Origin of the sequence: Psychrobacter sp. CCUG 69069 (genome assembly GCF_021023115.1) — a bacterium.
Classification (GTDB): Bacteria; Pseudomonadota; Gammaproteobacteria; order Pseudomonadales; family Moraxellaceae; genus Psychrobacter; species Psychrobacter namhaensis.
In genome coordinates, this window is the sequence record NZ_QQAI01000003.1 from 1 (window position 1) to 11,889 (window position 11,889).

At 46.0% G+C, this 11,889-nt stretch carries 11 protein-coding genes, 1 tRNA gene and 1 other RNA gene; 8 read left to right on the forward strand and 5 right to left on the reverse strand.

Going from position 1 to position 11,889, the window contains the following annotated elements; genetic code table 11:
• Nucleotides 1-188: 188 nt before the first annotated feature.
• Entirely contained in the window at nt 189-1,046 is an 858-nt protein-coding gene (locus DVY93_RS03090) for a glutaredoxin family protein (RefSeq protein ID WP_230709012.1), read from the forward strand.
• Between the two features lie 97 nt (nt 1,047-1,143).
• On the opposite strand, the gene DVY93_RS03095 is transcribed toward DVY93_RS03090, so the two are convergent.
• The 4 genes from DVY93_RS03095 to DVY93_RS03110 form a co-directional block, all read right to left on the reverse strand.
• A complete protein-coding gene (locus DVY93_RS03095; RefSeq protein ID WP_230709013.1) occupies nt 1,144-1,707 on the reverse strand; it encodes a hypothetical protein in 564 nt (187 codons plus the stop codon).
• A 369-nt stretch (nt 1,708-2,076) separates the two neighbouring features.
• A complete protein-coding gene (locus tag DVY93_RS03100) occupies nt 2,077-2,490 on the reverse strand; it encodes a hypothetical protein (protein WP_198334209.1) in 414 nt (137 codons plus the stop codon).
• 286 nt (nt 2,491-2,776) lie between these two features.
• The gene (locus tag DVY93_RS03105; protein WP_230709014.1) at nt 2,777-5,221 is read right to left on the reverse strand and encodes a YgiQ family radical SAM protein; all 2,445 of its coding nucleotides are present in this window, start codon (nt 5,219-5,221) and stop codon (nt 2,777-2,779) included.
• 231 nt (nt 5,222-5,452) lie between these two features.
• Complete coding sequence (locus tag DVY93_RS03110; protein WP_230709015.1) at nt 5,453-5,920, reverse strand: Lrp/AsnC family transcriptional regulator; 468 nt, start codon at nt 5,918-5,920, stop codon at nt 5,453-5,455.
• A gap of 234 nt (nt 5,921-6,154) precedes the next feature.
• On the opposite strand from DVY93_RS03110, the gene rarD reads away from it, so the two are divergent.
• The gene (gene rarD, locus DVY93_RS03115; RefSeq protein ID WP_230709017.1) at nt 6,155-7,168 is read left to right on the forward strand and encodes an EamA family transporter RarD; all 1,014 of its coding nucleotides are present in this window, start codon (nt 6,155-6,157) and stop codon (nt 7,166-7,168) included.
• Between the two features lie 91 nt (nt 7,169-7,259).
• Here the strand turns inward: rarD and smpB are convergent, their stop codons facing one another.
• Nucleotides 7,260-7,736, reverse strand: coding sequence for an SsrA-binding protein SmpB (gene smpB, locus DVY93_RS03120; RefSeq protein ID WP_193006254.1), 477 nt, complete (start codon nt 7,734-7,736; stop codon nt 7,260-7,262).
• Nucleotides 7,737-7,989: 253 nt separating this feature from the next.
• Here smpB and coaD point away from each other — a divergent pair, with 253 nt between their 5' ends.
• The 6 genes from coaD (at nt 7,990) to DVY93_RS03150 (ending at nt 11,740) form a co-directional block, all read left to right on the forward strand.
• Nucleotides 7,990-8,499, forward strand: coding sequence for a pantetheine-phosphate adenylyltransferase (coaD, locus tag DVY93_RS03125; RefSeq protein ID WP_193006255.1), 510 nt, complete (start codon nt 7,990-7,992; stop codon nt 8,497-8,499).
• A gap of 83 nt (nt 8,500-8,582) precedes the next feature.
• Nucleotides 8,583-8,831, forward strand: coding sequence for a YfhL family 4Fe-4S dicluster ferredoxin (locus DVY93_RS03130; protein WP_193006256.1), 249 nt, complete (start codon nt 8,583-8,585; stop codon nt 8,829-8,831).
• A 199-nt stretch (nt 8,832-9,030) separates the two neighbouring features.
• Complete coding sequence (gene bioA / locus DVY93_RS03135; RefSeq protein ID WP_404672128.1) at nt 9,031-10,338, forward strand: adenosylmethionine--8-amino-7-oxononanoate transaminase; 1,308 nt, start codon at nt 9,031-9,033, stop codon at nt 10,336-10,338.
• On the forward strand, nt 10,338-11,063 hold the full coding sequence (bioD, locus tag DVY93_RS03140; protein ID WP_349678342.1) for a dethiobiotin synthase: 726 nt from the start codon (nt 10,338-10,340) through the stop codon (nt 11,061-11,063). The genes bioA and bioD overlap by 1 nt, the downstream gene beginning before the upstream one ends.
• Before the next feature lie 96 nt (nt 11,064-11,159).
• Nucleotides 11,160-11,542: RNase P RNA component class A (rnpB, locus tag DVY93_RS03145), an RNA gene on the forward strand.
• A 121-nt stretch (nt 11,543-11,663) separates the two neighbouring features.
• Nucleotides 11,664-11,740, forward strand: a tRNA-Met gene (locus DVY93_RS03150).
• Nucleotides 11,741-11,889: the final 149 nt, after the last annotated feature.

Below are 11,889 nucleotides of genomic sequence, written 5' to 3' on the forward strand. Positions count from 1 at the left end.
TAAACCCTATCGAGAAAAAATGGGCTCAGGTGAAGTTTCTACGCCAAGGCTGGATGGAGAATGATTTATCCAAATTGTTTTATGATATTTGTCCAAGGCATAACAGTTTTATTTTAAACTGACTATAGTTAAAGTTATCAGCAAGATGACTAGCAAAAAGCGAATAAGATTAACGTAAGGAGCGCGTTATGGCAGACCATACCAATCATCAGTCTGATTCCGACACCATAGACACCAGCCACAACCAAAAAGTACAGCATCTCATCGATACCCTACAAGGCGAGCATATCGGTGGGGATGGCAAACGCGCCATCATTTTTCGTATGGTGATGGCCGATCATTTATGCCCGTTTGGCCTCAAGTCATTAGACGCGCTCAAGCATGCAGGCTATGACATTATCGATCGTCATATTACCACCCAAGATGAGAATACATTGGTTAAAGAAACGCTTGGGGTCAAGACCACGCCACAGACCTTTATTGATGGCCAGCGCATTGGCGGAAATGATGATTTGCAGGTATTTTTAGGCAATAGTGAGCCTAAAAAAGAGGATGATAAAACCTACGCGCCTATCATTGCCATATTTTCTGTTACTGCCCTCATGACCTTGGCATTATGCTGGGCATTCTCAATCAGCGTATTATCCATACAAGCGCTCATGTGGTTTGTCGCGCTATCTATGTGTGTGCTGGCGATCAAAAAACTTGAAGACTTAGAAGGGTTTACGACGGGGTTTTTGGGTTATGATTTGCTGGCGCGCCGCATGGTACGTTACGCCTATGTGTATCCGTTTTTAGAAGCTTTTGCAGGGATTGCTATGCTTGCCGATCAACCTTGGCTAAATCCTATTGCGGGTCTCGTCGCGTTTACCATCGGCTTAATCGGTAGCGTATCCGTCATCAAAGCCGTGTATATCGATAAGCGTGAGCTAAAATGTGCGTGCGTCGGCGGCGATAGTAATGTGCCGTTAGGCGCTATCTCCTTAACGGAAAATGTCATGATGTTTGGGATGGGCGGCTACATGCTCATGCGTGCTTTACTGTAATACATAGGCGTGATCGCTCGCGTAGGATACAGCCCCCAAGCGGCATGATCATGCCTATCTTAGTATGCCTACGCGTCACTGCATATCGGTAGACTCGCTACTCCGGCATCTCTCCATGCGCTTTCGCCTCGCTTTTTTTACCATCAGGTTTAATCTCAATCGGTAGCACCAATCCTTTGGCAAAGTCATCGGACAGCACATAATCGTAGCTACTGGCAGCGACATCAGGCGTGGTATGAATGATAAGCTTCATATCATCACCATCGGTTATCTCATGTGAGACGTAGGTGTCACTGAGTTGATCCAAGGCTTTAGACAGTGCTTCATTACTTGCCATGCTCACTGTTAGATTGTGCTGCGCGGTGGCATTACTCACATCAAAATACTCTGCATAGTCCTGGACGTTTTGGCTATCGAGCGCGAATGGATACTGATAATTAGTGAGGTCAGCAGGCTTTTCATCACTGGCGACTAGCGACCAGTTCACCGTATGTGGCGCTGAGGTTGATGTGGAAGGTTCTGCTGTCGTTACGGCTGGTTCAGCAGCTTGCTCAGCAATCTCAGGCGTTTGAGTATTAGTCTCAGCACTGTTGTCGCAACCAGTCAGCGCCCACACACTGGCAGTCGTGATGATCATCATAGTTATTAGGCGCTTAGTCATCGATATATCCTCTGTATTATCAGTCGTAAACTGTGTCATATACGCTCTATTTTGACAGGTTTCTTTATACTTCTCTAGGCAAAAGCGTTAAGCCGCCTAGGGCGTGTCCTCAATTCAATCGATAGTCCTCTAAATGGACTAAAAATGGCTAAATTTTGCCAAACAGCGGCAAATATTTGATTAATATTTCGATATTATCTGCACTATTTTTAAAATGAGAATACGTCCTAGCAAAAACGTACTTTCCTGTCACAGCTTTTCCTTATCTACGTTTTTAATGAGCACGCATAAAAAACAGCCATTCTATGATGGCTGCTTTATATTGATGGTGCTTCTTTACCAATTATTGGTTTACTTATGATTGGTTTACTAAATTTGGCAGTTTACTTGGTACTCTTTACCATTCGCCCATTTGATGGCAAAGATGCCTTTGTCACCTTTCATGTGCCATGCGTAGACCGCTTCTGGGTTTGAATCGTTGACATAGCTTGCTACATCACCTTGTACTTCCCCGTTTAAAATGATGGGCTGCTCTGTCCATTTTACTTTAGGTAAGGTTGCGTTTAGCATGACTTGTTTTTTATTGATGGATTGTTTTGCCATGATTTTGCTGTCGTCAGTACAAGTATAAGGGGCAGGTGCCATACGATCATACGCGGCATCAGTGACGCTTTCTGAGGCAGGCGTATCTGATCCGTTTGGGGCAGTAGGGGCGGTAGTTGCACAAGCGCTTAGTAGGGCAAGGGCAGGTAAGGCGGTCGCAATTTTCGTTAACGTCTTCATGGCTTTCTCCAAAGATAGCAAAATTATAGTGTATTTGTTTTTAACAATGCGTTAAGCATATAGCGCATATAGTAACGAATACGATTGTTGGAGAATGTTAGAAATTGTTTGTTACGTGTTCGCGGGGTTACTTAACCCCTGAGTAATGTAACGTTATATTTAAGGTTTTTAGGAGACAGCCAAATTTGAATAATAAAGCGGCCAAATAAACCCATGCAAATAAAAAAGCGCCTATCGGTTGTTAGCCGATAGGCGCTTTTTATGGAGCGAGATTCAGACGTTATTACTACTTGGTTTTACGCGGTGGTAGACCTGTGTGCTGAGTTTGGAAGTTACCTTTACTCACGCGCTTTTTGGTATTTTTACTAGCAGCATTTTTGCCCGTGTTGTTCGACGCATTATTGGTAGCCGAGTTATTACTACGCTTCACCGAGTCATTGCCGAGGCGACTGTTCTTTTTGCGCGCTGATTGGTAGCTGTCTTGCGCGGCATCGCGGCCTTCCAAACTGGCATTAAATGGTGGAATCAAGCAGCCACGGTTTTTACCAATCAAATCACTGCGTCCCATGTCTTGCAGTGCTTTACGCAGCATGACCCAGTTTTTTGGATCATGATAGCGCAAGAACGCTTTGTGCAGTTTACGCTGCTTACCAGACTTGACGATGTCCATATCACCTTCACTACGGCTGATCTTATGTAGGGGGTCTTTGTGGGTGTGATACATGGTGGTCGCCGTCGCCATCGGGCTAGGGTAGAAGGCCTGCACTTGGTCGGCGCGGTAGCCGTGGCTTTTGAGCCAAAGGGCGAGATTCATCATGTCTTCATCTTTGGTGCCCGGATGGGCGGCGATAAAGTAAGGAATCAGATATTGCTCTTTGCCAGCTTCTTGGCTGTACTGCTCGAACATGGCTTTGAATTTATCATAACTGCCCATGCCAGGTTTCATCATTTTTGATAAGACGTTTTCTTCTGAATGTTCAGGCGCAATTTTTAGATAACCGCCAACGTGATGGCTGACCAATTCTTTGACGTATTCAGGGTCTTTGACCGCCAAATCGTAACGCAAACCCGAGGCAATCAGGATCTTTTTCACGCCCTTAATGTCACGCGCTTTGCGATACAGCTTGGTCAAATTGCTGTGGTCGGTAATCAGGTTTTCGCAGACATCAGGATAGACACAAGAGGGCTTACGGCAGTTCTTTTCAATGGTTTCGTCTTTACAGTTTAGACGGTACATATTGGCCGTGGGGCCACCAAGATCAGAGATCACGCCAGTAAAGTTTGGCGCGGTATCGCGAATGGCTTCCACTTCACGCAAGATTGAATCTTCTGAGCGGTTTTGGATAATGCGTCCTTCGTGCTCAGTGATCGAGCAGAAGGTACACCCGCCAAAACAGCCGCGCATGATATTGACCGAAAATTTAATCATGTCATAAGCAGGAATGCGCGCATCGCCATAGCTTGGATGCGGCAAGCGGGCATAAGGCAAATCAAAGACGTAATCCATCTCTTCTGTCGAGAGTGGAATCGGTGGTGGATTTAGCCAAACATCGATGGAGGTATGTGAGTTACCAGCACCGCTGCTGTGACGTTGCACGAGCGCACGAGCGTTACCCGGATTGGTCTCAAGATGCAAGATACGGCTGGCATGCGCATACAGTACGGGGTCAGATTTGACGTGCTCGTAGTCAGGTAGACGGATCACCGTTTGCTCGCGTGGCGGCATCTTAAGTTTGTGCTTACGCGCGGTCATCGGCTTATTAAAGCCGCGCATTTGTACCACCTGCGTCTCTTCGTCCACTTGATGAGCGTTGATGACTTTATTGGTCACAGGCTCTGCCACAAAGCCCTGATACTGCGCAGACATCGACTGACCTACCGGTGAGGTGCTTGTCTTGTCTTGCTCAATGGAGCATTGATCGACGTCTTCTGTCATCACATAGGGGTTGATAATTGGGTCAACGCGACCAACGGTGTCGACATCATTGCTCGCGACTTCGGTCATATCTTCTTGCCAATGGCGGCGTGTCGGGGTCAACAGATACGCAGTACCGCGCAGTTTGCTCATTTGCTCAAAGGTATAGCCCTTCGATAGGCCATGTACCACATCGACGATGGCACGCTCAGCGTTACCATATAACAAGACATCAGCACGGGCGTCCATCAAGATACTACGACGGACTTTGTCCGACCAGTAATCATAATGAGCAATACGGCGTAAGCTACCCTCAATACCGCCCAAGATAATGGGCACATCAGGGTAGGCTTCACGGCAGCGCTGGCTGTAGACGATAGCCGCACGGTCAGGACGTTTATTGGCCACGTTGCCAGGAGAGTAGGCATCATCGCTACGAATCTTGCGATCAGCGGTATAGCGGTTGATCATACTGTCCATGTTGCCCGCGGTCACGCCATAAGCATAGACAGGTTTGCCAAGCTCCATAAAAGCGTCTTTGCTCTTCCAGTCGGGCTGAGCAATGATACCAACGCGGAAGCCTTGCGACTCTAGTAGGCGACCAATGATGGCCATGCCAAAGCTTGGGTGATCGACATACGCATCGCCTGAGATGATGATGACATCACAGGCATCCCAGCCCAAATCGTCCATCTCTTTGCGGCTCATGGGCAGATAAGGCGCAGGCTCGTAGCAGCTCGCCCAATGTTTGTCGTAATCATAAAGAGGTTTGGTGCCTTGTTTAAAGGCGGTGCGGGCAATGGTATCGGCAGACATGGGCGGACCTGTTGATTAGAAAAAATGTACTAAAAATATAGCCGACATTAACGATTGGGTTAATGCTGGGATTGATGGCTAATTTAAAAGCGCTCATTTTAACATGAATTCGACTCAGGCAGGGATAAGTTATTGATAGCGTAAGATAATCTACAAGAGTACGGTTATGGTTTTTGAGTGCTAAGACGGTGACAGTAAATCTGGTAGATAGGTTTAATCCAACACCATCGTCTAATCCAACACAATCTTTGTACCACTCTTGGTAAAGTTCATCACAAACTGACTTTTAAAATTGCGTACGTTGTTTTCATACGTTAACAAGCTGCGGGTGAACTGATGATAATCGCTCATGTTTTTGGCATTGACCATCAACATAAAATCAAAATCGCCCGATACTTCATAACAGCTCATCACTTGCGATTGGGCATCCATTAAGCGCTCAAACCGATGTTGCATCGACGTATTGGAGCGCTCCATCTCGATCATGACCACCGCCGTCAGTCCATAACCGACCTTATTGGGATCGACGATCGCGACTTGCTTGGTAATGACCCCACTATTTAACAGCGCTTGAACACGGCGCTGAGCCGTTGCGATAGAGACGTGAACCCGTTCTGCCACGGCTTTTAGCGGTAGCGTCGCGTCATCCTGTAGCAAATTTAAAATGGCTTTGTCGATATCGTCTAGATGTTGGCTCATAGGTTTTCCTCAAAGAAACATGCTGGTTAGATATTTTGATAGTTGTTATCACTATAAATTAAAAAATGATAAATAATTCAGTTATAGAAGATAATTTAATAATTTTAACCAATATTAATGATATATAGAGAAATTATATCTTAGCGCTTCAGTAGAATAGACCATAACAAACAACGCGTCGCTATAAAAAATAACCACTGATTTTTAATAGCCACTCAACACTATGGTGCTTATATGTCCAACTCAACATTAGCTAACGTATTTACTGCTACCACTATGTCACGCTTGCCTTTACTAGCGATTTGGACAACGGGGAGCGCGCAGCAGCGCACATTAATGTTGGGCGTGGTCCTAGCGGTATTGTCAAACGTATTGTTTGGCGTGCTTTACGCGTATAGCAGTTTTTTAGCGCCCTTGTCAGGCACGCATGTGTTCATCTGGCGTATGCTGGCGATGTGGGCCGTGCTCATGGGTTACTTGTTTATTAATGGTGGCTTGGGTCAACACGTTGATAAGTTAAGAGCCTTGCGCACGGTAAAGCAGTGGGCGTGGCTGCTTTTGCCTACGCCGATATTCTTGAGCCAGTTTTGGTTGTTTATGTGGGCGCCCGTCAATGGTCAAGGCGTGCAAACGGCGATGGGTTATTTTTTATTCCCACTGATGATGGTGGTGTTTGGTTGTGTTTTTTTTGGTGAAAAATTGAGCCGTTTACAGTGGCTTGCCGTCGCATTTGCAGCGTTAGGAGTAGGTAGTGAGATTGTACGCACGCAAAGCGTGTCTTGGGCCACACTGTGGGTATGTGGCACCTATCCTATTTATTATATTCTCCGTAGGCTACAAGGCATCGGTGCCGTGACTGGATTGCTGGTTGATTTGACGGTTTTTGCGCCATTTGCCGTGGCTTATTTATTCCTCTTTGCATCCAGCAGTGTGATGGTAGTAACGGGGTCAGGATTTTTTATTGTGATGCTGATGGGATTGGGCGTGCTCAGTGTCTTAGCCATGAAAACCAACGTGGATGCCAGCCAGATGCTGCCAGTGAACGTTTACGGTATGATGAGTTATGTAGAGCCAGCGCTGTTATTTATCTTGGCAATAACTGTATTGGGCAACCCGTTTGAATCAGCGATGGTTTATAGTTACGGGTTGATCTGGCTGGGCATTGCCTGTTTGATTGCTCACGGTGTGCGTCAATTGTGCGGTGCTCATAAAGGAATGCCCATGAGAAAAATGGTTAAAACGGTGTAAAGCCTTATGAGTAACAGCGATTTAGCAATAAAAAAGGACGATTCAAATGAATGGTGAATCGTCCTTTTTTCATGGCACACTTAAAGGTTCTTTAACCCAAATGCTGTTTAAAGCCGCGCTGCTTATCACGCTCCCAATCACGGTCTTTGAGCGTTTTACGTTTGTCGTGCTGTTTCTTACCCAGTGCCAAGCCAATTTGGCATTTCACGAGTGAGTTTTTCCAATAGCAAGACAAGGGCACGCAAGCGTAGCCTTTTTGATTGACGGCACCGAAGAGCTTTTCAATTTCGCGGCGATTGAGCAGTAACTTACGCGTCCGAATGCTGTCTGGGCTTACATGCGTTGAGCTAGATAGCAGCGGCTGGATATGCGCGCCAAATAAGAAAGCTTCATTATTACGAAAGATGACATACGCTTCGGTAATCGTCATCTTACCGGCGCGAATGGCTTTGACTTCCCAGCCTTGTAACGCTAACCCTGCCTCAAACGTTTCTTCAATGAAGTACTCGTGACGCGCTTTTTTGTTGGCGCAAATTTGGTTGTCAGGCTTTTTTGATTTTTTTGACATAATTTCTCCATAAGGACGGCCCAAAAAATACAGGCACCTTATCTGACTAGTCCTACTGATTCCTCACCCTAACCCCATAAATAGCATTGCCGTATAAAGGGATGATAAGACGGATGAGTCGAACCCACTATTGTAGCAAAGCCTCTGGCAAAAATGTAACTCAGCTGTTAGGACAAATGTAGCAGATAAGTATTAAGTTTGAGCAAAATTTGCTAGCATATGGCCTAATATTACCGAACATATTAGCCAAGCTATGAGCCTTCCTACTTCTTCAAAATTGCACACCAAAATTTTATACCCTGGTACTTTTGACCCCATTACCAATGGTCATGTGGACTTGGTCACACGCGCCACCAAGCTATTCGACGAGGTCGTGATCGCAGTGGCCTCAGGGCATCACAAAAAGCCTTTGTTTAGTTTCGAGGAGCGCGTCGCCTTAGTCGAAACAGTATTTGCTGATTTGCCGCAAGTATCGGTCGTGGGTTTTGAAGGGTTGTTGGTCGATTTTATGCGTGTGCAAGGGGCCACGGCAGTGTTGCGCGGTCTGCGCGCCATGTCCGATTTTGAGTATGAGTTTCAGCTGGCCAATATGAATCGTGAGCTTGATGAAAACTTTGAAGCCGTTTTTTTAACGCCATCTCAGAACTATTCATTTATCTCATCGACCATGATTCGTGAAATTGCCAAACTGGGGGGGGATGTTAATAAATTTGTCCCTCCCTGTGTCTCGCAAGCCTTTGTGGAAAAGTTGAATCTGAAGTAGGTTTATGTGCTGATTATACTGACGACCACCGTCAAAAATTATCCGTTGCGACTGATACGAGTAACACACAAAAGGAGCCAGTTATGGCGCTACTAATCACTGATGAATGTATCAACTGCGATGTCTGCGAGCCTGCTTGCCCCAATGAGGCAATCTCAGAAGGGGATGATATTTATGTCATTGACCCTGATCTGTGTACCGAATGTGTGGGCCATTTTGATGAACCGCAATGTGTGGTGATTTGTCCTGTTGATTGTATTCCTCATGACCCAAACCATGTCGAAACCGAGAGTGATTTGCTTGCCAAATACAAGCGCATTACGGGTCAATAAGTTACTAAAGAAACAGACAGTTGACTCACTTTGAACACGATACAGGGCTGCTGGGACAAATTTTACGCCGCATCTGTCACGCTTGCGAACAGCACATAAGAAAAATTTGCACCAGTAGCACAGCGATATTAGCGTATCGATTGGATTTAGGACTGACTATATATAAAAGTTGATGTAAAAGTGTTTTAGGGACAAAACGATGATGACAGACATACTTCAGTCAATGAGCGACTTTGACCAGCAGCATCTGTGGCACCCATACGCCAGCCTGCCGCCGACCTATTCCAATATCGTGATTGATCACGCCGATGGGATCCATATTGTCACCCAAGGCGGCATCCGCCTGATTGATGGGATGTCATCATGGTGGGCGAGCGTGCATGGCTATAACCACCCAAAACTGAATGCCGCCATTACACAGCAATTGGACAAAATGGCGCATGTGATGTTTGGTGGCCTGACCCATCAGCCCGCTATAGACTTGGGTAAAAAACTGCTCTCAATCGTGCCGGCTGGACTTGACGCCATATTTTATGCCGATAGTGGCAGCATCGCCGTAGAAGTTGCCCTAAAGATGGCGCTGCAATATCAAATAGCCGCCAATCGTCCCAATAAGCAGCAGTTTGCTTCGACGCGTTCAGGCTATTACGGTGATACATGGCACGCGATGAGTATCTGTGATCCTGTTAATGGTATGCATAGCTTGTATGGTAAGCAGTTGCCGATGCAACACTTTGTCCCTGCGCCGCCACTTGGGTTTGAGCGTGCTTTGACAGTAGAGGAGCGCACTGGACTATCTCAGTTCTTTGTAGAGTATGGCGCGCAGCTGGCAGGATTTATTATTGAGCCAATCATTCAAGGCGCAGGCGGCATGCGTTTTTATAGCCCTGACTATTTGCAATTACTGCGTCAACTGTGCGATGAGCACGATGTGCTATTGATTGCGGACGAAATCGCCACCGGTTTTGGCCGTAGTGGCAAACTATTTGCCTGTGAGCATGCTGGTATCAGTCCTGATATTATGACCATTGGAAAGGCACTGACGGGCGGCTACATGACTTTTGCAGCCACGTTATGTACCCGAAAAATTGCCGAGACCATACATAATAGTGACTATCCAGCGCTGATGCATGGCCCTACTTTTATGGGTAACCCTTTGGCCTGTGCAGTTGCGTGTGCGTCGATTGATTTGATTATGTCTTATAATATCGAAGCACGTACCGCTAATATGCAATGCATTATGGAGCAACAACTTGGCGTCGCTGCAACTTTAGAGGGCGTCTTTGAGGTGCGTTGTCTTGGTGCGGTCGCCGTTATCGAGTTAGAAGCCGATGTTGATATGCCCGTGTTTCAGTCTTTATTGATTGAGCACGGTATTTGGGTCAGACCATTTGGTAAACTGGTTTATATTATGCCGCCGTATGTCATTACTGATGATGAACTGATGACTTTATGCCAAGCACTGCTAAAAGTGATACGCATGTATTTAACAAAGCAAGGTCAATGATGAGCGTTTTATTTGTTTCAGGTATCGATACCGAGATTGGCAAAACCTATGCGACAGGCATGCTTGCCCATGCTCTCACTCAGCAAGGCGTGAACGTCATCACGCAAAAGCTGGTGCAAACAGGCGTTTCAATAAATCCAGATAATGGCACCATGAACATTGCTGATGATATTGTGACCCATCGCGAACTGATGGGGATCGATCTGCAGCCGTGTGATCTGAATTTTACCACTTGTCCTTATCGCTATGAGAAGCCCGCCTCACCGCATTTATCTGCCGCCCTTGCTAACGACGTTGTCAATCCTGAGGTGATTACCCACGCTACTAGAGCTTTACAAGTGGATTATGATGTGGTGCTGCTAGAAGGGGCAGGCGGGCTACTGGTGCCGATAACGGAGCAATTGTTAACCTTGGATTATATTGCGACTCAAGGATATCCTGTAATCTTGGTCACCTCAGGGCGTTTGGGCAGTATCAATCATACGTTACTCAGTTTGGAGGCCATAAAATCGCGCGGCCTCACTGTGCATAGCGTCATCTACAACCATATTCATGATGTCGACTTTAATGTTAATACAGACATTGAAATTGCCACCAGTACCATGGAATTTTTACAAAATTATTTAGACCAGCATTATCCAAAGACGCAGTGGTTGACATTGGCTAAGCAGATGAATGATGCTTCGAACGATATTGACTTATCTTTGCCAAAAGATTTTATTTAAATTTTTCTAACGCGTTTCTAATACATTTGTACGTATACTAAAAATAAACCAAAAAGAGATTCCCAGCAAAGCGTGAGGTTTGCTATACTAGCGCGCTTGGTAGACTAGGCAATCGCCGCTGCACACTGGCAACAGACGAGCAGGGGAGGAAAGTCCGGGCTACATAGGGCAGCGTGCCAGCTAACGGCTGGGCAGGGTAACCTGACGACCAGTGCAGCAGAGAGGAGACCGCCTTTGGCTTATTTGATTGTCGCAAGACGTCAATGTCATCGGTAAGGGTGAAAGGGTGCGGTAAGAGCGCACCGCGTGGCTGGTAACAGTTCACGGCATGGTAAACTCCACGCGTAGCAAGACCAAATAGGCATCGGCATGGCGCGGCCCGCGTTCGATGCGGGTAGGTTGCTTGAGCGTATTAGCGATGATACGCCTAGAGGAATGATTGTCCACGACAGAACCCGGCTTATCGGTTTACCAAACCTTTTTATTGTTCGTGATATGAATATTTGCGCTTAATTTGAATAAAATTCATATTTTTTGCAAAAAATGCTAACTAGGGGTTGACGACTGTCACCTGTATCGGCATAATACCGATCCTTAAATGGCGATGTAGCTCAGCTGGTTAGAGCGCATGACTCATAATCGTGAGGTCAAGAGTTCAAGTCTCTTCATCGCCACCATTTATAGTAAGACTGCAGTATTTAAAAAGCCAATCCTTTGTGATTGGTTTTTTTTTGCCTAAAATAAATGAGTGTCACAATGGTTGCTATGCGTTACTAATGTGTTAAATACTCTCTGCCCACAGTCAAGCCATGGTTACTTCATTGGT

What these genes read in the sequence shown, in the direction of transcription:
- DVY93_RS03090 (WP_230709012.1), top strand. Translation starts at nt 189, where the DNA reads ATGGCAGACCATACCAATCATCAGTCTGATTCCGACACCATAGACACC.
- DVY93_RS03095 (WP_230709013.1), bottom strand. Translation starts at nt 1,707, where the DNA reads ATGACTAAGCGCCTAATAACTATGATGATCATCACGACTGCCAGTGTG.
- DVY93_RS03100 (WP_198334209.1), bottom strand. Translation starts at nt 2,490, where the DNA reads ATGAAGACGTTAACGAAAATTGCGACCGCCTTACCTGCCCTTGCCCTA.
- DVY93_RS03105 (WP_230709014.1), bottom strand. Translation starts at nt 5,221, where the DNA reads ATGTCTGCCGATACCATTGCCCGCACCGCCTTTAAACAAGGCACCAAA.
- DVY93_RS03110 (WP_230709015.1), bottom strand. Translation starts at nt 5,920, where the DNA reads ATGAGCCAACATCTAGACGATATCGACAAAGCCATTTTAAATTTGCTA.
- rarD (WP_230709017.1), top strand. Translation starts at nt 6,155, where the DNA reads ATGTCCAACTCAACATTAGCTAACGTATTTACTGCTACCACTATGTCA.
- smpB (WP_193006254.1), bottom strand. Translation starts at nt 7,736, where the DNA reads ATGTCAAAAAAATCAAAAAAGCCTGACAACCAAATTTGCGCCAACAAA.
- coaD (WP_193006255.1), top strand. Translation starts at nt 7,990, where the DNA reads ATGAGCCTTCCTACTTCTTCAAAATTGCACACCAAAATTTTATACCCT.
- DVY93_RS03130 (WP_193006256.1), top strand. Translation starts at nt 8,583, where the DNA reads ATGGCGCTACTAATCACTGATGAATGTATCAACTGCGATGTCTGCGAG.
- bioA (WP_404672128.1), top strand. Translation starts at nt 9,031, where the DNA reads ATGATGACAGACATACTTCAGTCAATGAGCGACTTTGACCAGCAGCAT.
- bioD (WP_349678342.1), top strand. Translation starts at nt 10,338, where the DNA reads ATGAGCGTTTTATTTGTTTCAGGTATCGATACCGAGATTGGCAAAACC.